This is a genomic window from Actinomadura formosensis, from assembly GCF_050948385.1.
Classification (GTDB): Bacteria; Actinomycetota; Actinomycetes; order Streptosporangiales; family Streptosporangiaceae; genus Spirillospora; species Spirillospora formosensis.
Window position 1 is genome coordinate 3,207,329 of the sequence record NZ_CP192011.1, and the last position, 23,612, is coordinate 3,230,940.

A 23,612-nucleotide genomic window follows, 5' to 3' on the forward strand; every position below is an offset into this window, starting at 1 on the left:
GCCCGAGACCGACAGGAGAAACATGCGCGCGATCCAGATCACCGAATTCGGCGGGCCCGAGGTCCTGAACGTCACCGAGCTGCCCGAGCCGTCCGCGGGGCCGGGGCACCTGCTCATCGACGTCTCGCGGGCCGGGATCAACTACGCCGACACCCACCAGGCCGAGAACAGCTACCTGGCGGCGTCCACGCTGCCGATGGTGCCGGGCGGCGAGGTCGTCGGCACCACCGCGGACGGCCGCCGCGTCGTCGCGCTCGTCGGCACCGGCGGCTACGCCGAGAAGGCCGTCGCGCCCGAGGCGCTGGCCTGGGACGTCCCGGACGCCATCGACGACGTCACCGCGCTCGGCATGATCGTCCAGGGCGCGTCCGCGTGGGTGCTGCTGCGCCGCAGCGTCCACCTGGAGCCGGGCGAGTCCGTCGTCGTGCACGCCGCCGCGGGCGGGGTCGGGACGCTCGCCGTCCAGCTCGCCAAGGCGTGGGGCGCCGGGCGGGTCATCGCCACCGCCTCGTCGGCGGGCAAGCGCGCCCTCGCCCTCGAACTCGGCGCCGACGTCGCGATCGACGCGAACGAGCCCGACCTCACCGGCGCGCTGATCGAGGCCAACGGCGGCAAGCGCGTCGACGTCGTGCTGGAGATGACCGGCGGGACGGTCACCGACCAGAGCCTGCGCGCCCTCGCCCCGTTCGGGCGGCTCGCCTTCTATGGGATGGCGTCGCGCAAGGAGCCGTCGCCCATCCGGCCCGCCACGCTGATGGCGCACTCCACCACGATCGCGGGCATGTGGCTGGCGCACGTCTTCCAGCTTCCCGGCGACGTGATGCGCACGGCGCTGGACGAGCTGTTCGGCCTCGCCGCGGACGGGCGGCTCCGCGTCGTCGCCGGCGGCGAGTACGGCCTCACCGAAGTCAGGCGCGCCCATGAGGACCTGCGGGCCCGCCGGACGGCGGGCAAGCTCGTCCTCGACCCGTCCCGCTAACCCACGAGCCCGTTCTCGTAGGCGTAGACGACGGCCTGCGTGCGGTCACGAAGCGCCAGCTTGGTCAGCACGTGCCCGACATGCGTCTTGATCGTCTGCTCGGCCAGGACCAGCTCGGCGGCGATCTCGGCGTTGGACAGGCCGCGCGCGATGAGCCGCAGCACGTCCAGCTCGCGCGGCGTCAGCCCGGCGGTCGCCTTCGGGCTCGGCCGCTGGTGCCGGCGCCGCCGCGCGAAGTCGCCGATCAGCCGGCGGGTGATGGACGGGGCGAGCAGCGCGTCGCCCGCCGCCACCACCCGGACGCCGGTCACCAGGTCCGCCGCCGAGGCGTCCTTCAGCAGGAACCCGCTGGCGCCCGCGCCGAGCGCCTCGTAGACGTACTCGTCCAGGTCGAACGTGGTGAGCATGAGCACCTTCGGCCGCGCCCCGGCCGGGTCGGCGTCCGGATCGGGCTCGCCGGCCAGCTCGGCGGTGGCGGCGAGCCCGTCCATCTCCGGCATCCGGATGTCCATCACGATCACGTCGGGGTCGAGCCGGCGGGCCATCTCCACCGCCTCGCGGCCGTTGCCCGCCTGCCCGATGACCTCGATGTCCGGATCGGAGGACAGCAGCGCCGCGAGCCCGTCGCGGATCATCACCTGGTCGTCGGCGATCAGCACCCGAATCGTCACGACGCCAACCCTACGGGCCCGAAGATCAGTCCGGGTCCCCGTAGGGCAGCTCGGCCGCCACCGACCAGCCGGCGCCGTCCCGCGGGCCGGCGTCCAGGCGCCCGCCCAGCATCGTGACCCGCTCGCGCATCCCGACCAGGCCGTGCCCGCCGCCCCGCGACTCCTGCGGCGCGCCGCGGGCGCCGTCGTCGGTGACCGACACGGCGAGGGCGTCGGCACCGTACTTCACCTCGACGTGCACCTGCGAGCCCGGCGCGTACCGGGCCGCGTTGCTCAGCGACTCCTGCACGATCCGGTAGGCCGACAGGTCCACCCCGGCGTTCAGCGGACGCGGCATGCCGACCACGGCGGCCGCGACCGACAGCCCGGCACGGCGGGCCGCGGCGACCAGGTCGTCCAGCCGGTCCAGGCCGGGCTGCGGGGCCCGCTCGGCGCCCTCGTCGTCGGACCGCAGCAGCCCCACGACGCGGCGCGTCTCGGTGAGCGCCTCGCGCGCCGCGTCCCGCACCACCCCGAACGTCTGCTTCGCGGCGTCCGGCAGGTCGGGGATCTTGTAGGGGGCGGCCTCCGCCTGCATCGCGATCACCGACATGTGGTGCGCGACCACGTCGTGCAGCTCGCGGGCGATGCGGGCCCGCTCCTCCAGCACCGCCTGCCGGGCCAGGTCCCGCCGGTGCTGCTCCTCGCGCCGGCGCAGCTCCTCCACCGCCGAGTGCCGCCCGCCCACCGCGTCGCCGAACGTCAGCGCGACCCCGGCGATCCCCGTGAGGATCATCGCGAACCAGCTGGGCATGCCGAACAGCACCGCGGGCGCCAGCACCCCGGCGACCGTGACCGCGCCCACCCCGACGGTGGTCTGCCGGTCCGCGCCGACCCCGGTGAAGAACAGGATCACGACCAGGGCCAGGATCGCGGTGACCGGCCACGGCATGAAGCCCGCGCCGTGCCGGACGAAGACCGTCAGCAGCAGGCCGGCCGTCGCGAACCGCCAGGCGGCGAGCGGCCACCGGACCGCGAAGATCAGCGGTGCCGCCTGCAGCACGCCGAGCGGCGCGGCCAGCCCCGGCTTGACGTGGTACACCTCGATCGCGATCGCGATCGACCCCCCGGTGAAGCCGATCGTCATCCCGGCGAGCAGCAGCAGGAGCGGCAGCCGCAGCGCCAGGCGCCGGGGGAGCAGCGTGACGGCCGGGCCGTCCCGGCCGGACAGGAGCGCGGAGCGGACGCCGGCGAGCAGCCGGGCGCGGCCCGCGGACGCGGAGGGGTCTGGTTCGTTCATTGACTCGGAGCCTAGAACCCGCGGCCCCCGGTGGCCTGACCCCGCGGAGGGAGATCCGACCCGCCTCTCGGGTATCACCCGCTGAGCAGCGCGTTCCCGCCGGCCGGCCGACGTGCGGACGATCTTGCGTGCGGCCGGGGTTGCGGCGGAGACTGCAAGAATGACCGATTTCAGCCATCCGATCTTCGCCCGGCTCTATCCGCGGCTGGACGCGGCCTGCGCCAGGGCGGGCGGGGACGCGCACCGCGCCGAGCTGCTCGCCGGGGCGTCCGGCCGGGTGCTGGAGGTGGGAGCCGGATACGGGGCCAACTTCCCGCACTACCCGGCCGAAGTCACCGAGGTCGTCGCGCTCGAACCCGAGCCGCGGCTGCGCGCGAAGGCCGGGCACGCCGCCGGCCGCGCGCCCGTCCCGGTCACCGTGCGTCCCGGCGTCGCCGAGGACCTCGATGCGGACGACGCCTCGTTCGACGTGGCGGTGGCCTCGCTCGTGCTGTGCTCGGTGCGCGACCCCGCGCGGGCCCTGGCCGAGCTGAGGCGCGTCCTCAAACCGGGCGGCGAGCTGCGCTACTACGAGCACGTCAGGGGGACGACACCGGGGAAGCGGCGGCTGCAGCGGTACGCCGACGTGCTGTGGCCGTACTTCGCCGCCGGCTGCCACGTGTCCCGTCCGACGAGCGAGCTGATCGCCGGCTCGGGCTTCACCGTCCGGGACGAGCGGCGCTTCGACTTCCCGGACTCCGGCCCGGGCAATCCCGCCTCACCGCACGTCCTCGGAATCGCCATCCGCGACTGAGCAACGGCAAGATCCCGCATAAAGGTCCGTCTCGCGCATGACCGTGCCCCGCCGCGTATGAGCGTGCCCCGCGCCGCGGCCGTCGGTTACAGTGGTGTCATGCCGTACGTTTTCGTCGAGACGACGACGCCGGGACACTCCCGGCGCGGCGGCGGCATGCCCTGACATGTACGCGGAAGGGCCCCGGGAGCGATCCCCGGGGCCCTTCCGCTTTTCCGGGGATCGCCCTGGGGCCTCCAGGACGAGAGGAGCGCCCATGGCGCCGGCAGCCTCCGGGGGCCACCCCGACTCGATAGCATCGGAACCCACTGATCCCAGTCCACCATCGCGAGGAGTACCCGTGTCCACCGTGCCCGAACTGCGCATCACCCTCGACGGCGGCGAGCGGGCGCTGCCGGCGGGCACCACCGCGGGCGAGGCGCTGGGCGCCGACGGCCGCACCGTCATCGCCGCCCGCGTCAACGGCGAGCTGCGCGACCTCGCCGCCGAGCTGGGCGACGGCGACGCCGTCGAGCCGGTCGAGATCGGCTCCGACGACGGCCGGGCGATCATGCGGCACTCCGCCGCGCACGTCATGGCGCAGGCCGTCCAGGAACTGTTCCCCGAGGCCAAGCTCGGCATCGGGCCGCCGGTCGAGAACGGCTTCTACTATGACTTCGACGTCGCCGAGCCGTTCACCCCCGACGACCTCAAGCGCATCGAGAAGCGGATGCGCGAGATCGTCAAGCAGGGCCAGCGGTTCTCCCGGCGTCCGGTGTCCGACGACGGCGCGCGCACCGAGCTGGCCGCCGAGCCGTACAAGCTGGAGCTGATCGGCCTGAAGGGCTCCGGCCCGGTCGAGGACGCCGCCGACGGCGCGAACGTCGAGGTGGGCGGCGGCGAGCTGACCATCTACGACAACCTCGACGCCAAGTCCGGCGAGCTGCGCTGGAAGGACCTGTGCCGCGGCCCGCACCTGCCGTCCACCCGCGTCATCCCCGCGTTCAAGCTGATGCGCTCCGGCGGCGCCTACTGGCGCGGCAGCGAGAAGAACCCGCAGCTCCAGCGGATCTACGGCACCGCGTGGGAGTCCCGCGACAAGCAGGACGAGTACCTGAAGTTCCTGGAGGAGGCCGAGAAGCGCGACCACCGCAAGCTCGGCGCCGAACTCGACCTGTTCTCCTTCCCGCCGGAACTGGGCTCCGGCCTGCCGATCTTCCATCCCAAGGGCGGAATCATCCGCAAGGAGATGGAGGACTACATGCGCCGCCGCCAGCAGGAGGCGGGCTACGAGTTCGTCAACACCCCGCACATCACCAAGTCGTCGCTGTTCGAGACCTCCGGTCACCTGCCCTACTACGGCGACGACATGTTCCCGGCGTTCGAGGTGGACGACGTCGAGTACCGGGTCAAGCCGATGAACTGCCCGATGCACAACCTGATCTTCCGGGCGCGCGGCCGGTCCTACCGCGAGCTGCCGCTGCGGCTCTGCGAGTTCGGCTCGGTCTACCGGTACGAGAAGTCGGGCGTGGTGCACGGGCTCACCCGCGTGCGCGGCATGACCCAGGACGACTCGCACATCTACACCACCAAGGAGCAGATGGGCGAGGAGATCAAGTCGCTGCTGAACTTCGTGCTCAGCGTGCTGCGCGACTTCGGGCTCTCGGAGTTCTACCTGGAGCTGTCCACCCGCGACGACTCCGGCAAGTTCATCGGCGACCCGGCCGACTGGGCGGAGGCGACCGAGGCGCTGCGCCAGGCGGCGCAGGAGTCCGGGCTGGAGCTCGTGGACGACCCGGGCGGCGCCGCGTTCTACGGCCCGAAGATCTCCGTCCAGGCCCGGGACGCGATCGGCCGCACCTGGCAGCTGTCCACCATCCAGCTCGACTTCAACCAGCCCAAGCGGTTCGGCCTGGAGTACCAGGCCGCCGACGGCACCCGGCAGACCCCCGCGATGATCCACCGCGCGCTGTTCGGGTCGGTCGAGCGGTTCCTCGGCGTGCTGGTCGAGCACTACGCGGGCGCCATGCCGCCGTGGCTGTCGCCGGTGCAGGCGGTCGGCATCCCGATCGGCGACGCCCACGTCCCGCACCTGGAGAAGGTCGCGGCGCGGCTGCGCGAACGCGGTGTCCGCGTCGAGGTCGACACCTCCTCCGACCGGATGCAGAAGAAGATCCGCAACGCGCAGAAGCAGAAGATCCCCTACATGCTGCTGGCGGGCGACGACGACGTGGCCAAGGACGCCGTGTCGTTCCGGTACCGCAGCGGTGAGCAGAAGAACGCGGTCCCGATCGCCGAGGCGGTCGACGAGATCGTCAAGGCGATCGAGGCGCGCATCCAGATCTGACGGTGGGGCCACGACGGGGAGCCAGCGGGATGAAGTCCAGGAGGCCGGCGCGGCGGACCCGGCGCGCCGGGCTCTGGGGCCGGATCGCCGGCTACGGCGGCACCCTGCTGCTCGTGACGGCCGCCGTGATCGTGCTCCTGATGCCGCTGATGGACGACGGCAAGGACGGCGCGGCCGGGTCGGCTGACCCGGCCGCGCCGTCGCCCGGGCGGGAAGGGGCCGGCCCGCCGGCGACGTCGACCAACCCGGTGCCGCGGCAGAACGAGAGCGGCCGGCCGTATCCGGGCGGGCAGGACGGCGGCGGGTCCGGCGGGCAGGGCGGCGGGCCCGACATCCCGCAGCAGAACGGCGGCGGGTCCCTCGGCCGGTGCCCGGACGGCTCGGCGCTCTACCGCGCCACGGCCACCGGCGTGGACGTCCTCGTCACCGTCTCCGGCAGCGGCCTGATCCGGGCGGAACTCGTCCTGCAGGCGCGGGCCCCGCGCTCGCAGCAGGCGTCCGCGAAGGCGGGCAGGCCGCACACCTTCCACTTCACCGGCATCGCGCCGAACCTGGTCGAACGCGTCAAGGTCACCACGGTGTCCGTCGGCGGCGGCATGCAGAGCTGCTATGCGCGCGCCGTCTGATCCGCCCCGCCGCGTGGCCGGGGCGGCGCGGCGGCCATGCGGACGTCCTCGACGGACACGTTGACCGCAGCGACCCGCATCCCCAGCATCAGTCCCGCGACCCGCGCGACGTTCCCCTTCACCACCTGGGCGACGTCCCTGATGACGCTGCCGTACTCGACCGCGATGGCGACGTCGACCGTGACCTCGTCCTCGCCCACGACGACGCGCGCGCCCGCCGGGGCCAGGGCGGCGACCCCGGTCACCTCCTGCGCGGCCAGCGCGGCGATCTTCTCGATCACCGCGTCCTCGATCGTGACGCGGCCCTCCACCACCACGGTGACGTCGCCGGGCGAGCCGTGCAGCGTCATCGGGACCGCGTTCGCCCCCGGCGACTGCACGTCCGGGCCCGGCGCGGGCGGCGCGGGAAGCGGCGTTCCCGGTTGGGGGACCGCCCCCGGGAAGAACGGCATGGATCTGGCCTCCGGCCCCGGCTCGCCGCCTCCGGTCTGCCGCCTGTCGAGCCCGGTCATGATCGCTCCCCACGGTTCGGTTGGATGACCATGGTGGCGGAGCGACCCCGCGCACGTCACGCAAGAACGGCCCGCGGGCGCGTCCGGGGGGGCAGCCCGGCTACGGCCCCGGCCGCGCGTCTCTCTATGCTGCTGGTCAGGCCGTGAACAAAGGAGACCGCCGCCTTGACCGCAGAACCGGAGGAGTCCGTGATGCAGCAGGGGCGCGAGGACGCGCCCGGGGCGGGGGACGCGCACACGCCCCGCTTCGAGGAGGAAAGAGGCGGCGCGGGCGCGCCCGACAACTTCCAGCGGCTCTGGACCCCGCACCGGATGGCCTACATCAAGGGGGAGAACAAGCCGACGGGCGGCGGCGCCGGCGACGGCTGCCCGTTCTGCGAGATACCGAAGATGACCGACGAGGAGGGCCTCGTGGTGGCCCGCGGTGAGTCGGTGTTCACGGTGCTGAACCTCTACCCGTACAACTCCGGGCACCTGATGGTCGTCCCGTACCGGCACGTCGCCGACTACACCGACCTGGAGGAGCCGGAGTACGTGGAGCTGGCCACCTTCACCCAGCGGTCCCTCACCGCGCTGCGCAAGGCCAGCGGCGCGCAGGGCTTCAACGTCGGGATGAACCTCGGCCTCGTCGCCGGGGCGGGCATCGCGGCGCATCTGCACCAGCACGTCGTCCCGCGCTGGGGCGGCGACACCAACTTCATGCCGGTCGTCGGGCGCACCCGGGTGCTGCCGCAGCTGCTGCGCGACACCCGCCGGCTGCTCGCCGACGCCTGGCCGCACGCCGGCTGACCCGGCCGGCTACCCGCGGCGCAGGGCGGGGCGGGCGCGGGCTCCGGGCGGCCTGGGCGGCGCCTGCGAGGCGTTCATCAGCTCCGACAGCGTGACGAACTCGAAGCCCTTGGCGCGCAGGCCGCGGATCATCGGGACTAAGTTGCGGAGCGCGACCAGCCGGTCGCGGTTGCCGGTGTCGTGGGCGAGGACGATCGCGCCGGGGCCGGTGTTGCCGACGATGTAGTCGACCAGCCGTGGCGGGTCGTCCTCGTAGGTCTTCTCCAGCATCTTGATCGACCAGAGCGCGATGTCGTACCCGAACGCGCCCGCGGCGCTCAGCGTGGTCCCGCCCAGGTGGCCGAACGGGGGACGCAGGTAGCGGGGTTCCTTGCCGACGATCCGGTCGATGGCGGCGTGCGCCCGCCGCAGTTGCTCGACGGCCTTGTCGTGGGAGAGGCGGGAGAGGTCCCGGTGCTGCCAGGTGTGGTTGCCGGCCTCGTGCCGGTCCATCCGCCCGTGGACGAGGCGGGCGTGCTCGGCGAGCCGCTCGCCGACGAGGAAGAACGTGGCCTTGACCCGTTCGGCGTCCAGGACGTCGTGCACCATCGGCGTCCAGTTGGGCATCGGCCCGTCGTCGAAGGTGAGGGCGACGAGCTTCTGGGCGGTGTCGACGCCCCAGAGCACGTCCACGTGACCGTTGCCGGGCCGCCACGGGCCCGCGACGGGCACCGCCATCGCCGATGGCGACGCAGGCGTGCCCTCCGGCCCGAGGAGGCCGTCGACCGCCTCGGCCCCGGCCACCAGTGCCACCGCTCCGGCGCCCGCGGCGCCGAACCCCTTCAGGAAGGCTCGGCGGCCGGGGTGCGCCGGGTTCTCGTGGTCCTCCGCGTTGTTCATTATGGGACCACGATGTCACCTGCGCCGCCGTGTGATCATCGGCCGCGCGGCCGAATCACAGATCACCCTGTGGGATGAGCCGGGGATCCCGGAGGGCGAGGGCGGGCGGGCCCGGCGCCGGCACCGCCCGCCCTCCGGTGCGGTCAGGCATCCCTGGACTCGGCGGCGACCTTGTCGGCCAGGTGCGCCGGCAGCGGCTCGTAGCGCAGGAACGTGCGGCTGAACGTGCCGGTGCCCTGCGACATCGACCGCAGATCCGTCGCGTACCGGACGATCTCCAACTGCGGCACCTCCGCCTTGATCATGGTACGGCCGCCGGGCACCGCCTGGGAGCCGAGCACCCGGCCGCGCCGCGAGGTGAGGTCGGACATGATCGGCCCCACGTACTCGTCGGCGATCAGCACGGCCACCTCGTCGACCGGTTCCAGCAGCAGGACCGGCACCTGGCCCGCCGCGTCCTTCAGCGCGAGCGCGCCGGCGGCCTGGAACGCCATGTCGGACGAGTCGACCGAGTGCGCCTTGCCGTCGTACAGGGTGACCTTGATGTCGACCAGCGGATATCCGGCGGACACTCCGCGCGCCATCTGCTGCCGGACGCCCTTCTCGACCGACGGGATGAACTGCCGTGGCACCACCCCGCCGACGATCTTGTCCACGAACTCGAAGCCCTCACCCGAGGGGAGCGGCTCCACCTCGATGTGGCAGATGCCGTACTGGCCGTGCCCGCCGCTCTGCTTGACGTGCCGGCCGAGGCCGCCGGCCTTCCCGCCGAACGTCTCGCGCAGCGGGACGCGCAGGTCGACCCGTTCGACCTCGACGCCGTAGCGGGTCTTCAGCCGGTCGATCAGCACGTCGGCGTGGGCCTCGCCCATGCACCACAGCACCAGCTGGCGCGTCTCGGCGTTGTTCTCCAGCCGCAGCGTCGGGTCCTCGGCGACGAGCCGGGCCAGCGACTGGCTGAGCTTGTCCTCGTCGGCCTTGGACCTCGCCCGGATCGCCACCGGCAGCAGCGGGTCCGGCATCGACCAGGGCGCCATCACCATCGGCGAGCCGGGGTCGGACAGCGTGTCGCCCGTCTCGGCGCGGCTGAGCCTCGCCACCGCGCAGATGTCGCCCGCCATGCAGGACGACACGACCCGCTGCGTCTTGCCCAGGGGGGAGGTGAGCGCGCCGACCCGCTCGTCGACGTCGTGGTCCTCGTGCCCGCGCTCGGCCATGCCGTGCCCGGACACGTGCACCGTGGTGTCCGGGCGCAGCGTCCCGGAGAACACCCGGACCAGCGAGATCCGCCCGACATAGGGGTCGGACGTGGTCTTGACGACCTCGGCCACCAGCGGGCCCTCGGGGTCGCAGGTCAGCTCCTTCGGGGGACCGCCCTTCACCGGCGTGACCGGGGGAATGCCGTGTTCGAGGGGGGACGGGAACGCCTGGGTGATGACCTCCAGCAGCTCCGGCATGCCGATGACCGGGCCGGGGTGGTCGCCGTGCGGTACCGATGTCGCGAGGACAGGGTGGAAGCTGCCGCGCGCGACCGCGGTCTCCAGGTCCTCGATGAGCGCCTTGACGTCGATGTCCTCACCGGACAGGTACCTGTCCATGAGGGTCTCGTCCTCGCTCTCCTGGATGATCCCCTCGATCAGCGACGCGCGCTGCTCGGCGATCTGCTCCAGGTACCGGGGGTCGGGGTCGCATTCGGCGCGCCGGCCGGAGGAGTAGTCGATGCAGCGCTGCGACAGCAGCCCGATCAGGCCCTTCAGCCCGTCCTCGCCGGCGGCCGGGAAGTACAGCGGGGCGACGCCCTCGCCGAAGACCTCCTGGCAGGCCATGACCACGTCGTCGTAGTCGCCGCGCTGCTGGTCGATCTTGGTGATGACGACCGCGCGGGGCATCCGCACCGCCGCGCACTCCTCCCACAGCATGCGGGTGAGGCCGTCGATGCCGTCCACCGCCGAGATCACGAACAGCGCCGCGTCGGCGGCGCGGAGCCCGGCCCGCAGGTCGCCGACGAAGTCGGCGTAGCCGGGAGTGTCGATGAGATTGACCTTGACGTCCCCGTGCGTGAACGGTGCGAGCGCGAGGTTCACCGAGCGCTGCTGGCGCACCTCGACCTCGTCGAAGTCGCTGACCGTGGTGCCGTCCTCGACCCTGCCCGGCCGCTGCAGCGTGCCGGTCGCGGTGAGCAGCGCCTCGACGAGCGTGGTCTTGCCGGCGCCCGAATGGCCGACCAGCGCGACATTGCGCACCTTGTCGCACCCGCCGGCCTCCGGTGCCCTGCCGGGGCCTCCCGGGTGGCCTCCCTTGTCCGCCATGCCTACCTCCTCGGACGGGTCTCCGCGCGGAGGCCCGCGTGCGGCTGAGGCCCGGCCCGGCGGGCCCGGCCCTGACGTCCGAGTGCGGCGTCCGACCTCGTCCATGCGTGCGTGACCGACGTCACACCCGTATCACCACCCTTTCCCGTGATGGCCGGGATCACAAGGGGTGAACGGCAATCAACCGTGGTCTGTCCGGGCCGTGGGACTCCCAAACCCCGCCCGGGGCACGTCTCCGCCGGGTCCGCACTACGATGGGCGCGCCGCGGCGGCCCGCCCGGTCACCGGCGAAAGGGGCCCCGCACCCGTAGACCACGAGAACGGACGGCGATGCTCAACAGAATCAGGCCCGCGCTGGGGCGCGTCCTCACCCCCGTCGGACAGGCGGTCGCGCGGACCGGGATCTCGCCCAACGCCATCACCGTCATCGGCACGGTGGGCGTCGCCGCGGGCGCGCTCGCCCTGTTCCCGCGCGGGGAGTTCTTCTGGGGGACGGTGGTCATCACCGCGTTCGTGCTGTTCGACATGCTGGACGGCGCGGTCGCCCGGGTCACCGGGAAGATCTCCAAGTTCGGCGCGTTCCTGGACTCCACCATGGACCGGGTCGCCGACGCCGCGATCTTCGCCGGGCTGATGATCGGTCTTTACCGGGACGGGCAGGAGCCGCTCGCCGCGGTCGCGCTGTACTGCCTCGTCTCCGGCGTCGTGGTGTCCTACGCCAAGGCCCGCGCCGAAGGGCTCGGCTATACCTGCAACGTGGGCATCGCCGAGCGCGCGGAGCGCCTCATCGTCGCCCTGGTCGCCGCCGGGCTCGACGGCCTCGGCGTCCCCTACATCCTGACCGTCGCCCTGTGGGCGCTCGCCGCGCTCAGCACGGTCACCGTCGGGCAGCGGTTCGCCGCGGTCTACGTCCAGGCCAAGGACGGCGCGGACCCCGCGACCGGGCACGGAACGCGGAGCAACGCCGGGAACGGGGCCCAGAGGACACCGGAGCCGCGATCGTGACCACGCCGCGCCGCGGAGACGACGGCGCGTCCCTCCGCGATGAGGTGACCGGCGCCGTCTACGCCCTGGGCTGGACGGTCGTCCGCAAGATGCCGGAGAGCATGGCGCGGCTGGTCTTCGCCGCGCTCGCCGACCGCACCTGGCACCAGCACGGCCCCGGTGTGCGGCAGCTGGAGAAGAACCTGTGCCGCGTCCTCGGCAAGGACGCGGTCGACGACGAGGTCCGCATCCTCAGCAAGAAGGTGCTGCGCTCCTACCTGCGCTACTGGCTGGAGGTGTTCCGGCTGCCCGAGTACGACCGGGCGCGGATCCTCGGCCGGATGCGGATCACCGGCGAGAAGAAGATCTTCACCAACCTCGACTCCGGGCGCGGCGTCATCCTCGCGCTGCCGCACATGGGCAACTATGAGCACGCCGGCGCATGGCTCGTGCACTGCGGCTACCCGTTCACCACCGTCGCCGAGCGGCTCAAGCCCGAGTCGCTGTTCGACCGGTTCGTCGAGTTCCGCGAGAGCCTCGGCATGGAGGTCCTCCCGCACCGCGGCGCCGCCGCGTACGGGCGGCTGGCCCAGCGGCTCCGCGCGGGACGGCCGGTGTGCCTGGTCGTCGACCGCGACCTGACCGAGAACGGCATCGACGTCGAGTTCTTCGGTTCCACCGCCCGGATGCCCGCGGTGTCCGCCGCGCTCGCGATCCAGACCGGCGCCGCCCTCATTCCCGTGACACTCTGGTACGAGGGGGAATACTGGGCGGCGCGCGTCCACGAGGAGATCCCGGTCCCGGACGAGGGCGGCAGACAGGAGAAGATCCAGGCCATGACCCAGGAGCTCGCGCGCGTCTTCGAGGCGGGCATCGCCGCGCACCCGGAGGACTGGCACATGCTGCAGAAGGTCTGGGTGGACGACCTGGCCGGCGGCCGGGAATGAGAGCCGGCCGATGCGGATAGGAATCGTCTGCCCGTACACCTGGAACGTCCCAGGGGGCGTCCAGCAGCACATCGGCGACCTCGCCGAGGCGCTGATCGGGCTCGGCCACGACGTATCGGTGATCACCCCCGCGGACGACGACGCCGAGCTGCCGCCCTACGTGGTGTCGGCCGGCCGCGCCGTCCCCGTCCCCTACAACGGCTCGGTGGCCCGGCTGGCGTTCGGGTTCCTGTCGGCCGGGCGGGTGCGCCGCTGGATCCGCGAGGGCGGGTTCGACGTCCTGCACGTCCACGAGCCCGCCGCGCCCTCGCTCGGCCTGCTCGCGTGCTGGGCGGCGGACGGGCCCATCGTCGGCACCTTCCACGCGTCCTATGAGAAGTCGCGGGCGCTGTCGGTGACCGCGCCGATCCTGCAGAGCGCGCTGGAGAAGATCACCGGCCGGATCGCGGTGTCGGAGGCCGCCCGCACCACGCTCGTCGAGCACCTCGGCGGCGATGCCGTGCTGATCCCCAACGGCGTCGCGACCGAGCGGTACGCGATGGCCGAGCCGCTGCCCGGCTGGCGCGGGCGCGGCGAGTCGGCGTGCGGCGACGGGGGAACGCTCGGCTTCCTCGGCCGGATGGACGAGCCCCGCAAGGGCCTGCAGGTGCTGCTGCGCGCGTTCGAGATCCTCGGCCGCGGCCGGCCCGCGCTGCGGCTGCTGATCGCCGGGCCCGGCGACGCCGACGACGTACTCGCCCGGGTCCCGCCGGAGCTGCGCGACCGCGTCGTCGTCCTCGGCCTGGTCAGCGAGGAGGACAAGATCCGCGCCTACCACTCGGTGGACGTGTTCGTCGCGCCCAACCTCGGCGGCGAGAGCTTCGGCATCGTTCTCGCCGAGGCGATGTCGGCGGGCGCCCCCATTCTGGCCAGCGACATCGAGGCGTTCGACCGGGTCCTGTTCGGCGGTCGGGCCGGGGCGCTGTTCCCCACCGGCGACCATGAGGCGCTCGCGAGGGCGGCCGGCGAACTGCTGGACGACCCGGCGCGGCGCAAGCAGCTGTCGGTGGAGGCCCGCGCCGCGGTCCGCGCCTACGACTGGGCGTCGGTGGCCCGCGACGTGCTGCGGGTCTACGAGACCGTCACGGGCGGCGGCGCCGGCGTCGTCGAGTCCGGCGCCGGGGTCTAGGAGCGCACCGGATGTCCTACGACTGGATCATCGACGTCCTGTTCTGGATCGCCGTCGTCTTCCTGATCGGCGTGTACGTGTCGTGGCGCGCGACCCGGCTGGACCGGCTGCACGTCCGCGTCGAGACGGCCCGCGCGGCGCTGGACGCCGCGCTCGTCCGGCGGGCCGCCGCCGCGCTGGAGCTGGCCGCGTCCCGGCTGCTGGACCCGGCGGCCAGCCTGGTGCTGGCGACCGCCGCGCACGAGGCGCGCACCGCCGACGCCGAGCGCCGCGAGTTCGCCGAGAGCGACCTGTCCCGGGCGCTGCGCGCCGTCGTCGACCAGCCCGGGTTCGTCGGCACCCTCGCCGCCAAGGGCGCGGGCGACGGCTCCGAGGTGCTGGACGAGATGGCCTCCGCCGCCGCGAAGGTCGCCTACGCCCGCCGCTTCTACAACGACGCCGTCTCCCAGGCCCGGATCGCGCGCCGCAAGCTGCTCATCCGTGTCCTGCCGCTCGCCGGGCGCGCCCCGCTGCCGGACTTCTTCGAGATCGACGACGACCCGCCCGCCCGCCGCGAGATTGATCACATTTAGGACGCGGCTCTGTATCGCCGGACCGGCGGGCACGTCCGATCACGTTCGCTACCCTCTGGCAGACCGTCCAAGGGAGGTACATCGTGCGGTCCGCATGGGACACCACCGTCCGGGGCCGGGCGGCCGCGTGGCTCGGCGTCCTCGTCGTCGGGTCCGCCGTCCTGCCCGCCTGCTCGGACTCCGGCGCGAAGAGCGCGCCGCCGCCGAGCGGCACGGGGACGCCGCAGCCCAGTGAGACCCCCGGGCCGGCGACGCACCCGTTCAACGGCGGGACGAAGGGGCTGGACAATCCCGTCCTCGCGGTCAAGATCGAGAACACCCGGCCGGCGCTGCCGCAGAGCGGGGTGAAGTCCGCCGACATCGTCTATGTCGAGCAGGTCGAGGGCGGCGAGACCCGGCTGATGGCGATCTACTCGTCCCGGCTGCCGAAGCGGGTCGGGCCGGTCCGCAGCGCCCGCATCTCCGACCTGCACATCCTGCCGCAGTTCGGCCGCCCCGCCTTCGCGTTCTCCGGCGTCCAGAGCAAGATGAAGAAGTACATCCGCAAGGCGCCGCTGTACGACATCTCCCAGGAGAACGCGGGCGGTGCCTACGTCAGGTCCGGCGCCAGGCACATTCCCTACAACCTGTACGCCGACCCGAAGAACCTGCTCAAGCGGGCGCCGAAGGCCGCGAAGCCGCGCGACATCGGCTTCCGCTTCGGGGACGCCCCGGACGGCGGCACGCCCACCAGGTCCTTCACCGCCCGATGGCCGGCCGCGACCATGGGCTTCACCTGGTCGGCGAAGGAGAAGCGGTGGCTCGCCAGCTGGGGCGGGCGTCCCGACCTCGCCGCCGAGGGCGGGCGGCTCGGCGGGCGGACGGTCGTCGTCCAGTACGCCAAGACCACCCGCTCGAAGTTCCACGACTTCCTCGGCAGTTACACGCCGCTGATCCACACCACCGGAACCGGGCGGGCGCTCGTCCTGCGCGACGGGAAGTCCTACAAGGCCAGGTGGTCGCGGCCGTCCGAGGACAAGGGGACCGCCTTCACCACCGCCGACGGCAAGCCGATGACCTTCGCGCCGGGGCAGGTCTGGGTCCTGCTCGTCAACGACGGCAAGCCCTACACGCCCTGAGCGGCGCGTGCCGGACGAGCCGCAGGCGGCCACTTCGGCGGACCGGCGGTCACTCCGTAAGCGGCGGAGGCCGCGCGTTGACACTCTGCCGGGTCCAGAGGGCGCCCGAACAGGCAATATCATGGAAACGACTCTGTCGTCCGTCCACGTGAGGAATGCCCGTGTCCACTTCCACTCCCGCCACCGACAACCCTGCGCCGGAGACCGGGACCGCCCGTGTCAAGCGCGGCATGGCGGAGATGCTCAAGGGCGGCGTGATCATGGACGTCGTCACGCCCGAGCAGGCGAAGATCGCCGAAGACGCGGGCGCGGTCGCCGTCATGGCACTGGAGCGGGTGCCCGCCGACATCCGCGTCGAGGGCGGCATCTCCCGGATGAGCGACCCCGACATGATCGACGGGATCATCAACGCGGTCTCCATCCCGGTCATGGCCAAGGCCCGCATCGGCCACTTCGTCGAGGCGCAGGTGCTGCAGGCCCTCGGCGTCGACTACATCGACGAGTCCGAGGTGCTCACCCCGGCCGACTACGAGAACCACATCGACAAGTGGGCGTTCACCGTCCCGTTCGTGTGCGGCGCCACCAGCCTCGGCGAGGCGCTGCGCCGCATCACCGAGGGCGCGGCGATGATCCGCTCCAAGGGCGAGGCCGGCACCGGGGACGTGTCCAACGCCACCACCCACATGCGCAAGATCCGGCAGGAGATCCGCCGGCTCCAGTCGCTGCCCGAGGACGAGCTGTACGTCGCGGCCAAGGACCTGCAGGCCCCCTACGAGCTGGTCAAGGAGGTCGCGCAGGCCGGCAGGCTGCCCGTCGTGCTGTTCACCGCCGGCGGCATCGCCACCCCCGCCGACGCCGCCATGATGATGCAGCTCGGCGCCGAGGGCGTCTTCGTCGGCTCCGGCATCTTCAAGTCCGGCAACCCGGCCCAGCGCGCCGAGGCCATCGTGAAGGCCACCACCTTCCACGACGACCCCGACGTGATCGCCAAGGTGTCCCGCGGGCTCGGCGAGGCCATGGTCGGCATCAACGCCGCCTCCCTCGGCGAGGACCAGAAGTTCGCGGGCCGCGGCTGGTGAGCCGATCCGGGCCCCGGGCTCCACATGGCGCCCTGGCAGGGTTAACCTGGCGGCGCGGCCGGTGAACAAGGCGGTTCCCGAGGGGCTGGGGGCATCCCCCCAGAATGAGGCGATACCCGTGGGCGGTCCCCTTGGGCTGTGCCCGGCCGCGGGAGGGGAGAGCATGGCTTGGTCGGTCGCGCTGGCGTGCGCGAGCGCGGGTGAACCCACCGAGGTGTTCCGGCCGGGCCTGGTGCCCGATCCGGACGCCGCCGCGGCGATCGCGCGCGGCCTCTACCCCGCCGACACCCTGACCGAGACCGGGGACACGGTCCTGGACTTCGCGCTCTGGCCGTACGAGGACGAGTTGTTCGTCGGGGCGTTCGAGCGGGCGCTGCTGCTGTGCGACCGGCGGCTGTTCTGCCTGGACGACGACGCGCGCCGGATCGCCGACACCGCCGCGGCCGCGCTGCCGGACTCGCACTGCGGCGTGCTCGTCCTGCACACCGTGATCCGCGGCTGCTGGTTCCGCTGGTACGAGTCGGGCAGGCTGCTCCGCGACGTGTTCGTCACGGCCGAGGACGGCGTCGTCGTCGACCAGGGCGAGCGGCTGCCCGCCGAGCGGCCGTTCTGGCGCGCCATCGACGCGGGCGCGCCGGACGTCCCGCTGCCGTTCGACCCGGAGGAGTTCGGGCTCGCGCTCGCCGAGGCGCACATGTTCGGCCGCGGTATCGCCGACCGCGGCGAGGACGGCTTCCTGCCGCTGGAGCTTCCCCTCCGCCGCTTCAAACACGCCTGACCCGCCCGGGGACGGCACGGGGCGGCCCGGGAAGGTCGGCCACGTCGTGCGGCGTTGTAAGGACCGTCTAGGGTGGAGACGGCTCCCCGGATCCCCGGAAGGCGCATCCCTGGAAGGTTCCCACGTGACCACTGTGCCGACGATCGGTGTCCTTGCTCTGCAGGGCGACGTGCGTGAGCACGTCCGCGCCTTGGAGGCCGCGGGCGCGCGCACCCTGGCCGTGCGCCGTCCCGACGAGCTGGAACGCGTCGACGGGCTCGTCCTGCCCGGCGGGGAGTCCACCACGATGTGGCGGCTGGCGCGCTCCTTCGAGCTTCTCGATCCGCTGCGCAAGCGGATCGAGGCCGGCCTGCCCGCCTACGGCTCCTGCGCGGGCATGATCATGCTGGCGGACCGGATCCGGGGCGGCGTCGCGGGCCAGGAGACCGTCGGCGGGATCGACATGACCGTGCGGCGCAACGCGTTCGGCCGGCAGGTCGACTCCTTCGAGGCCGCGATCTCGCTGACCGATATGGGCGACACCCCGTATCACGCCGTTTTCATCCGCGCCCCCTGGGTGGAGTCCGTCGGCGACGCCGTCGAGATCCTCGGGCGCGCCGAGAGCGGCCCGAACGCCGGTAGGATCGTCGCCGTTCGTCAGGGACGTCTCATGGCGACCTCGTTCCATCCGGAGTTGACAGGCGATTTCCGCGTGCACCACTACTTCGCCGATCTGGTGCGCCGGACGACAGAGGAGGAGTGACAGATGTCCGGCCATTCCAAGTGGGCGACGACCAAGCACAAGAAGGCGGCCCTCGACGCCAAGCGGGGCAAGCTCTTCGCGAAGCTGATCAAGAACATCGAGGTGGCGGCCCGCACCGGCGGCGGCGACCCCGAAGCCAACCCCACCCTCTACGACGCCATCTACAAGGCGAAGAAGAACTCCGTCCCCAACGACAACATCGAGCGCGCCCGCAAGCGCGGCGCCGGTGAGGAGGCCGGGGGCGCCGACTGGCAGACCATCACCTACGAGGGCTACGCCCCCGGTGGTGTCGCCGTCCTCATCGAGTGCCTCACCGACAACCGCAACCGGGCCGCCTCGGAGGTCCGTGTCGCCCTCACCCGCAACGGCGGCTCTCTCGCCGACCCGGGCTCGGTCTCCTACATGTTCAACCGCAAGGGCGTCGTGATCGTCCCCAAGGCGGGCACCAGCGAGGACGACCTGATGATGGCCGTCCTGGACGCCGGCGCCGAGGAGGTCAACGACCTCGACGGCGACAACTTCGAGGTCGTCAGCGAGGCCGGCGACCTGGTCGCGGTCCGCACCGCCCTGGTGGACGCCGGAATCGACTACGAGTCGGCCGAGAGCAAGTTCCTGCCGAGCGTCACCGTCCCCCTGGACGAGGAGAACGCCAAAAAGGTCTTCCGCCTCCTGGACGCCCTGGAGGACTCCGACGACGTCCAGGAGGTCTACGCGAACTTCGATGTGCCTGACGAGGTCATGGCCGCCATCGACGCCTGAGCCGCCGCCGTCGCGTTGTCACCGCCGTGTCCCTCCGGGGCGCGGCGGTGTTCGTGTCACCGGCATGGAATACGGTCCTGACCATGGAGATCCGCGCGCTGGCACCCGAAGAGGCCGACACCGTCCGCGACATCCGGAGCCGTGCGTTCGGCCCGCTGCCGGACGAGCAGTGGCGGCGGCGCATCCAGATCGCCGGGTCGTCGTTCGACGCCGGGCGGCAGTTCGCCGGATTCGAGGACGGGGAGATCGTCGCCACGGGGGCGCTGCACGAGATGACGCAGTGGTGGCACGGGCGGGCCGTGTCCCTCGCGGGCGTCAGCGCGATCACGGTCGCGCCGGAGGAGCGCGGCCGGGGGCTCGGCCGCCGGCTGATGACCGACCTGCTGGAGCGGTGCGCCGCGTTCGGGCACCCGCTCGCCATGCTCTATCCCGCCACGACGCGGCTCTACCGTTCGCTCGGCTGGGAGCACGCGGGCGCACAGCACCACGTCGAGATCTCCGCCGAGGCGCTGCGCACCGTCGCGGCCGAGCGGGTCCCCGTCCGCAGGGCCGGGCCGCAGGACGCCGCCGAGGTCGCCGCCGTCATCGGCCGCGCGCACGCCTCCGGCCTCGACTGCGGGCCGGTCGGCTGGACGGAGCCGAGGTGGCGCGCGGTCCTCGCCGACCGCGACTACTACGTTCACCTGGCGGAGGACGGATTCCTCTCCTACCGGTGGGCGGACGGCAACAACGCCCTGGAGGTCACCCGGCTCGTCGCGTCCTCGGAGGCCACGCTGAGGGCGCTGTGGGCCATCGTCGGGTCCGGGTCCTCGGTCGCCGAGACCGTCCGGGCGTGCGTGTCGCCCATGGACCCGGTGCTGTGGATGCTCCGCGAGCGCGAACACGAGAATGTCGAGCGGCGCCAGTGGATGCTGCGGGTGGTGGACGCGCCCGCGGCGATCGCGGCGCGCGGCTACCCCGAGGGCGTGTCCGCCGGGGTGGCGCTGACGATCGACGATCCGCAGCGTCCCTCGAACTCGGGCCACTGGCGGCTGGAGATCGAGAACGGAGAGGGGCGGCTGGAGCCGTCCGCCGGGACCCCGGACGCCGTCCGCCTCGGGCCGCACGGCCTGGCCGCCCTCTACGCGGGCGTCCCCGTGCCCACGCTGCGCCGCTCCGGCCTCCTCCAGGGCGGGGACGCCGGCGCCCTGCCGGCCGCCTTCGCGGCGACACCGTTTTCGCTGGATTACTTCTAGAGGCCCCGATTACTTCCAGAGACACGGGGCCGCGCCCTCCACGCGGCGGCCCCGGATTGGTAGCGTTGACGGCCGAACAGATGATCGAAGGAGTGGCCGTGCGGGTGATGGGGGTGGACCCCGGGCTCACCCGGTGCGGGGTGGGAGTCGTCGAGGGCGCCCCCGGCAAGCGGCTCCACCTGGTGCACGTGTCGGTCGTGCGGACCGGCGCCGACGAGGACCACGCCCTGCGCCTGATGGGCATCGAGGCGGGCGTCGAGGCGCTGATGGACGAGTTCCGCCCGGACGCCGTCGCCGTCGAGCGCGTGTTCTCCCAGCACAACGTCCGCACCGTGATGGGGACCGCGCAGGCCGCCGGCATCGCGATGCTGGCGGCGGCCCGCCGCGGGCTGCCCGTCGCGCTGCACACCCCGAGCGAGGCCAAGGCGGCCGTCACCGGGAACGGACGCGCCGACAAGGCGCAGGTGACCCGGATGGTGACCCGGCTGCTGTCCCTGGAGACGGCCCCCAGCCCGGCGGACGCGGCCGACGCGCTCGCGCTGGCCATCTGCCACGTGTGGCGCGGGGGAGCGCAGCAGCGGCTCGCACAGGCGCAGCGGTCGCGCATCGAGGAGGCGGCCCGCGCCGAACGCGCGCGGCTCGCCGCCCGCAACAGAGGAGGAAGCAGCCAATGATCGCCTTCGTCAGCGGCCGGGTGGCCGCCGCCGGGCCGGACGGGGCGGTGATCGACGTGCACGGTGTCGGCCTCGCGGTGCAGTGCACGCCCGCCACCCTCGCCGGGCTGCGGGTCGGCGAGCAGGCGCACGTGCCGACCTCCCTCATCGTCCGCGAGGACTCCCTCACCCTGTTCGGGTTCGCCGACGACGACGAGCGCACGGTGTTCGAGCTGCTGCAGACCGCGAGCGGCATCGGGCCCCGGCTCGCACTGGCGATGCTGGCGGTCCACACGCCCGATGCACTGCGCCGCGCGGTGGCCGCCGAGGACGTCACCGCGCTCACCAGGGTCCCCGGCATCGGCAAGAAGGGCGCCCAGCGCATCGTCCTGGAGCTCAGGGACCGCCTCGGCGGCCCGATCGGCGACGGCGCCGGCGAGGTGCGCACGCCCGCCCGCGCCGAGGCGTGGCGGGAACAGGTGCAGATGGGCCTGATCAACCTCGGCTGGTCGGCCAAGGACGCCGACGCCGCCGTGGACGCCGTCGCCGCCGACCTCGACGGCGCCGAGACGCCCCCGGTCGCCGTCCTGCTGAAGTCCGCGCTCAAGAAACTCAGCAAATAATGAGCGGCGGCAACGGCGGCGATGAATTCGAGCGGCTCGTCTCGGCGGCTGCCGACGGGGCCGAGGAGCAGCGGATCGAGGCCGCGCTGCGGCCGAAGAAGCTGGACGACTTCGTCGGCCAGGAACGCGTGCGCGAGCAGCTCTCGCTGGTGCTGCACAGCGCGCTGCGGCGCGGCCGGACGCCCGACCACGTGCTGCTGTCGGGCGGGCCGGGCCTCGGCAAGACCACCCTCGCGATGATCATCGCGGCGGAGCTGGGGCAGCCGCTGCGGATCTCCTCCGGGCCCGCGATCGAGCGGGCGGGCGACCTCGCGGCGGTGCTGTCGACGCTCGCCGAGGGCGAGGTGCTGTTCCTGGACGAGATCCACCGCCTCGCGCGTCCCGCCGAGGAGATGCTCTACATGGCGATGGAGGACTTCCGCGTCGACGTCGTGGTGGGCAAGGGGCCGGGCGCGACCGCGATCCCGCTGGACATCGCGCCGTTCACCCTGGTCGGGGCGACCACCCGGGCGGGCATGCTGCCCGGCCCGCTGCGCGACCGGTTCGGTTTCGTCGCGCACATGGACTTCTACGAGCCCGCCGAACTGGAGGTCATCGTCCGGCGGTCGGCGCGGCTGCTGGACGTGGAGATCGCCGACGACGCCGCCGCCGAGGTCGCCCGGCGCTCCCGCGGCACGCCCCGCATCGCCAACCGGCTGCTGCGCCGCGTCCGCGACTACGCCGAGGTCCGCGCCGACGGGATCATCACGCAGGAATCGGCGCGGGCCGCCCTCGCGTTGTACGAGGTGGACGAACGGGGACTGGACCGGCTCGACCGATCCGTCCTGGAGTCGCTGATGCGCAAGTTCGGCGGCGGGCCCGTGGGCCTGTCCACCCTCGCCGTGTCGGTGGGGGAGGAGCCGGAGACCGTGGAGGTCGTCGCCGAGCCGTTCCTCGTCCGGCAGGGACTGCTGGCGCGGACGCCGCGCGGACGCGTCGCCACCGCCGCCGCGTGGGCGCACCTGGGGCTGCCTCAGCCGCCCACGGCGCCGATGGCGGGCACCCTGTTCGACGTGGACGAGGACGCCGCCCCGCCCGAATAGTGATCATCTGATAACGGGTTGGGAACTTCCCGGCGTCGCCGATCGTCGCGTCGTTGCCGGGGTCTCGCGTACTCTCTAGACTCCGGGACTTGGTTCACCGTCTCCAGCCGGCGGTCCCCGTGGACGTGACCGATCCGGTCACAGGCTGGTAATCGACATCGGAAGGATGCCCCGGTAATGGGCAGCGACATGATTCTTGCGGCGAGTTCAGGCGGTAGCGGGCCGTTCAACCTGCTCCTGCTGCTCGCCGTTCCTCTGGTCTTCTACTTCCTGCTCATCCGGCCGCAGAGCAAGCGCCGCAAAGAGCAGATGCAGATGCAGAACGACCTCCAGCCCGGTGTCCGCGTGGTGACGACCAGCGGTATCCGCGCCACCGTCGTGGAGGTCGACGACGACGGCGTTCTCCTGGAGATCGCCGACGGTGTCGAGGTGCGCTTCGTCAAGCAGGCCGTCATGCAGATCCTCAAGGACTCCGACTCCGAGGACCTCGACGAGGACCCCGGTGAGGGAGACGAGGACGGCACCGTCGACCTCACCAAGGACGGCTCCGAGGTCGACCTGTCCAAGGACGGCGACACCGAGGACGGCACGGAGACGAAGGACACCGCGGTGGACGAGGACGGGGGGCCCGCGTCCAAGCCGGAGGAGAAGACGAAGGTCAAGGCGGCGGACAAGCCGTCCGCATGACCTTCTGACACTCCCACGGCGC

General features: G+C 72.6%; 24 protein-coding genes. 19 read left to right on the plus strand and 5 right to left on the minus strand.

From position 1 onward, the window contains the following. Positions 1-22: 22 nt before the first annotated feature. Positions 23-979 carry a quinone oxidoreductase family protein gene (locus ACQP1N_RS15190; RefSeq protein WP_067793797.1) on the plus strand — a complete coding sequence of 319 codons (957 nt, stop codon included), beginning with the start codon at positions 23-25 and terminating at the stop codon, positions 977-979. Here the strand turns inward: ACQP1N_RS15190 and ACQP1N_RS15195 are convergent. Both ACQP1N_RS15195 and ACQP1N_RS15200 read right to left on the minus strand, forming a co-directional pair. Beyond that, positions 976-1,614: a response regulator transcription factor gene (locus tag ACQP1N_RS15195; RefSeq protein WP_067793849.1), complete on the minus strand. Its 639-nt coding sequence runs from the start codon at positions 1,612-1,614 to the stop codon at positions 976-978. The genes ACQP1N_RS15190 and ACQP1N_RS15195 overlap by 4 nt on opposite strands. A gap of 61 nt (positions 1,615-1,675) precedes the next feature. Then, a complete protein-coding gene (locus ACQP1N_RS15200) occupies positions 1,676-2,929 on the minus strand; it encodes a sensor histidine kinase (protein WP_433232000.1) in 1,254 nt (417 codons plus the stop codon). A gap of 160 nt (positions 2,930-3,089) precedes the next feature. On the opposite strand from ACQP1N_RS15200, the gene ACQP1N_RS15205 reads away from it, so the two are divergent. The 3 genes from ACQP1N_RS15205 (at position 3,090) to ACQP1N_RS15215 (ending at position 6,674) form a co-directional block, all read left to right on the plus strand. Continuing rightward, on the plus strand, positions 3,090-3,722 hold the full coding sequence (locus ACQP1N_RS15205; RefSeq protein ID WP_067793799.1) for a class I SAM-dependent methyltransferase: 633 nt from the start codon (positions 3,090-3,092) through the stop codon (positions 3,720-3,722). A 340-nt stretch (positions 3,723-4,062) separates the two neighbouring features. Then, a complete protein-coding gene (gene thrS, locus ACQP1N_RS15210; RefSeq protein WP_067793800.1) occupies positions 4,063-6,048 on the plus strand; it encodes a threonine--tRNA ligase in 1,986 nt (661 codons plus the stop codon). Between the two features lie 29 nt (positions 6,049-6,077). Further along, a complete protein-coding gene (locus ACQP1N_RS15215; protein ID WP_433232003.1) occupies positions 6,078-6,674 on the plus strand; it encodes a hypothetical protein in 597 nt (198 codons plus the stop codon). Here ACQP1N_RS15215 and ACQP1N_RS15220 read toward each other — a convergent pair. After that, complete coding sequence (locus tag ACQP1N_RS15220) at positions 6,656-7,186, minus strand: Asp23/Gls24 family envelope stress response protein (protein ID WP_067793802.1); 531 nt, start codon at positions 7,184-7,186, stop codon at positions 6,656-6,658. The genes ACQP1N_RS15215 and ACQP1N_RS15220 overlap by 19 nt on opposite strands. A 192-nt stretch (positions 7,187-7,378) precedes the next feature. Here ACQP1N_RS15220 and ACQP1N_RS15225 point away from each other — a divergent pair, with 192 nt between their 5' ends. Beyond that, on the plus strand, positions 7,379-7,975 hold the full coding sequence (locus ACQP1N_RS15225; protein WP_067793850.1) for an HIT family protein: 597 nt from the start codon (positions 7,379-7,381) through the stop codon (positions 7,973-7,975). A 9-nt stretch (positions 7,976-7,984) separates the two neighbouring features. Here ACQP1N_RS15225 and ACQP1N_RS15230 read toward each other — a convergent pair whose 3' ends face one another. Continuing rightward, positions 7,985-8,854 carry a polysaccharide deacetylase family protein gene (locus ACQP1N_RS15230; RefSeq protein WP_067793803.1) on the minus strand — a complete coding sequence of 290 codons (870 nt, stop codon included), beginning with the start codon at positions 8,852-8,854 and terminating at the stop codon, positions 7,985-7,987. Between the two features lie 143 nt (positions 8,855-8,997). Then, positions 8,998-11,163, minus strand: coding sequence for an elongation factor G-like protein EF-G2 (locus tag ACQP1N_RS15235; protein ID WP_433232007.1), 2,166 nt, complete (start codon positions 11,161-11,163; stop codon positions 8,998-9,000). A 330-nt stretch (positions 11,164-11,493) separates the two neighbouring features. Between ACQP1N_RS15235 and pgsA the strand changes: the two genes are divergently transcribed. The 14 genes from pgsA (at position 11,494) to yajC (ending at position 23,590) form a co-directional block, all read left to right on the plus strand. Then, on the plus strand, positions 11,494-12,168 hold the full coding sequence (gene pgsA, locus ACQP1N_RS15240; RefSeq protein ID WP_067793805.1) for a phosphatidylinositol phosphate synthase: 675 nt from the start codon (positions 11,494-11,496) through the stop codon (positions 12,166-12,168). Further along, positions 12,165-13,094: a phosphatidylinositol mannoside acyltransferase gene (locus ACQP1N_RS15245; RefSeq protein ID WP_084262457.1), complete on the plus strand. Its 930-nt coding sequence runs from the start codon at positions 12,165-12,167 to the stop codon at positions 13,092-13,094. The genes pgsA and ACQP1N_RS15245 overlap by 4 nt, the downstream gene beginning before the upstream one ends. Positions 13,095-13,104: 10 nt before the next feature. Next, entirely contained in the window at positions 13,105-14,262 is a 1,158-nt protein-coding gene (locus ACQP1N_RS15250; RefSeq protein WP_067793806.1) for a glycosyltransferase family 4 protein, read from the plus strand. 11 nt (positions 14,263-14,273) lie between these two features. After that, a complete protein-coding gene (locus ACQP1N_RS15255; RefSeq protein WP_067793807.1) occupies positions 14,274-14,834 on the plus strand; it encodes a hypothetical protein in 561 nt (186 codons plus the stop codon). Between the two features lie 83 nt (positions 14,835-14,917). Next, positions 14,918-15,952 (plus strand): DUF3048 domain-containing protein, encoded by a 1,035-nt coding sequence (locus tag ACQP1N_RS15260; protein ID WP_067793808.1) that lies wholly within the window; start codon positions 14,918-14,920, stop codon positions 15,950-15,952. Positions 15,953-16,107: 155 nt separating this feature from the next. After that, a complete protein-coding gene (gene pdxS / locus ACQP1N_RS15265; RefSeq protein WP_067793809.1) occupies positions 16,108-17,031 on the plus strand; it encodes a pyridoxal 5'-phosphate synthase lyase subunit PdxS in 924 nt (307 codons plus the stop codon). A gap of 163 nt (positions 17,032-17,194) precedes the next feature. Beyond that, a complete protein-coding gene (locus ACQP1N_RS15270) occupies positions 17,195-17,809 on the plus strand; it encodes a DUF6928 family protein (protein ID WP_067793810.1) in 615 nt (204 codons plus the stop codon). 124 nt (positions 17,810-17,933) lie between these two features. After that, positions 17,934-18,551 (plus strand): pyridoxal 5'-phosphate synthase glutaminase subunit PdxT, encoded by a 618-nt coding sequence (gene pdxT, locus ACQP1N_RS15275; RefSeq protein WP_067793811.1) that lies wholly within the window; start codon positions 17,934-17,936, stop codon positions 18,549-18,551. A 3-nt stretch (positions 18,552-18,554) separates the two neighbouring features. Continuing rightward, positions 18,555-19,310 (plus strand): YebC/PmpR family DNA-binding transcriptional regulator, encoded by a 756-nt coding sequence (locus tag ACQP1N_RS15280; RefSeq protein WP_067793812.1) that lies wholly within the window; start codon positions 18,555-18,557, stop codon positions 19,308-19,310. A gap of 83 nt (positions 19,311-19,393) precedes the next feature. Then, entirely contained in the window at positions 19,394-20,545 is a 1,152-nt protein-coding gene (locus tag ACQP1N_RS15285) for a GNAT family N-acetyltransferase (RefSeq protein ID WP_433232014.1), read from the plus strand. Positions 20,546-20,643: 98 nt separating this feature from the next. Further along, the gene (gene ruvC / locus ACQP1N_RS15290; protein ID WP_067793852.1) at positions 20,644-21,219 is read left to right on the plus strand and encodes a crossover junction endodeoxyribonuclease RuvC; all 576 of its coding nucleotides are present in this window, start codon (positions 20,644-20,646) and stop codon (positions 21,217-21,219) included. Continuing rightward, positions 21,216-21,821, plus strand: a complete 606-nt coding sequence (gene ruvA / locus ACQP1N_RS15295) for a Holliday junction branch migration protein RuvA (protein WP_433232017.1) — start codon at positions 21,216-21,218, stop codon at positions 21,819-21,821. The genes ruvC and ruvA overlap by 4 nt, the downstream gene beginning before the upstream one ends. Further along, positions 21,821-22,903, plus strand: coding sequence for a Holliday junction branch migration DNA helicase RuvB (ruvB, locus tag ACQP1N_RS15300; protein WP_433232020.1), 1,083 nt, complete (start codon positions 21,821-21,823; stop codon positions 22,901-22,903). Before ruvA ends, ruvB begins: the two co-directional genes overlap by 1 nt. Positions 22,904-23,080: 177 nt before the next feature. Beyond that, positions 23,081-23,590 carry a preprotein translocase subunit YajC gene (gene yajC / locus ACQP1N_RS15305; protein WP_084262458.1) on the plus strand — a complete coding sequence of 170 codons (510 nt, stop codon included), beginning with the start codon at positions 23,081-23,083 and terminating at the stop codon, positions 23,588-23,590. Positions 23,591-23,612 lie beyond the last annotated feature (22 nt).

Bases quoted from the DNA above. Each gene is read 5' to 3' on its own strand.
- ACQP1N_RS15280 (WP_067793812.1), top strand. From the start codon at position 18,555: ATGTCCGGCCATTCCAAGTGGGCGACGACCAAGCACAAGAAGGCGGCC.
- ruvB (WP_433232020.1), top strand. From the start codon at position 21,821: ATGAGCGGCGGCAACGGCGGCGATGAATTCGAGCGGCTCGTCTCGGCG.
- ACQP1N_RS15220 (WP_067793802.1), bottom strand. From the start codon at position 7,186: ATGACCGGGCTCGACAGGCGGCAGACCGGAGGCGGCGAGCCGGGGCCG.
- ACQP1N_RS15250 (WP_067793806.1), top strand. From the start codon at position 13,105: ATGCGGATAGGAATCGTCTGCCCGTACACCTGGAACGTCCCAGGGGGC.
- ACQP1N_RS15195 (WP_067793849.1), bottom strand. From the start codon at position 1,614: ATGATCCGCGACGGGCTCGCGGCGCTGCTGTCCTCCGATCCGGACATC.
- yajC (WP_084262458.1), top strand. From the start codon at position 23,081: ATGGGCAGCGACATGATTCTTGCGGCGAGTTCAGGCGGTAGCGGGCCG.
- ACQP1N_RS15200 (WP_433232000.1), bottom strand. From the start codon at position 2,929: ATGAACGAACCAGACCCCTCCGCGTCCGCGGGCCGCGCCCGGCTGCTC.
- ACQP1N_RS15285 (WP_433232014.1), top strand. From the start codon at position 19,394: ATGGAGATCCGCGCGCTGGCACCCGAAGAGGCCGACACCGTCCGCGAC.
- ACQP1N_RS15225 (WP_067793850.1), top strand. From the start codon at position 7,379: ATGCAGCAGGGGCGCGAGGACGCGCCCGGGGCGGGGGACGCGCACACG.
- ACQP1N_RS15270 (WP_067793810.1), top strand. From the start codon at position 17,195: ATGGCTTGGTCGGTCGCGCTGGCGTGCGCGAGCGCGGGTGAACCCACC.
- pdxS (WP_067793809.1), top strand. From the start codon at position 16,108: ATGCCCGTGTCCACTTCCACTCCCGCCACCGACAACCCTGCGCCGGAG.
- ACQP1N_RS15205 (WP_067793799.1), top strand. From the start codon at position 3,090: ATGACCGATTTCAGCCATCCGATCTTCGCCCGGCTCTATCCGCGGCTG.
- ACQP1N_RS15255 (WP_067793807.1), top strand. From the start codon at position 14,274: ATGTCCTACGACTGGATCATCGACGTCCTGTTCTGGATCGCCGTCGTC.
- ACQP1N_RS15215 (WP_433232003.1), top strand. From the start codon at position 6,078: ATGAAGTCCAGGAGGCCGGCGCGGCGGACCCGGCGCGCCGGGCTCTGG.
- pgsA (WP_067793805.1), top strand. From the start codon at position 11,494: ATGCTCAACAGAATCAGGCCCGCGCTGGGGCGCGTCCTCACCCCCGTC.
- ACQP1N_RS15235 (WP_433232007.1), bottom strand. From the start codon at position 11,163: ATGGCGGACAAGGGAGGCCACCCGGGAGGCCCCGGCAGGGCACCGGAG.
- ruvA (WP_433232017.1), top strand. From the start codon at position 21,216: ATGATCGCCTTCGTCAGCGGCCGGGTGGCCGCCGCCGGGCCGGACGGG.
- ACQP1N_RS15190 (WP_067793797.1), top strand. From the start codon at position 23: ATGCGCGCGATCCAGATCACCGAATTCGGCGGGCCCGAGGTCCTGAAC.
- ACQP1N_RS15230 (WP_067793803.1), bottom strand. From the start codon at position 8,854: ATGAACAACGCGGAGGACCACGAGAACCCGGCGCACCCCGGCCGCCGA.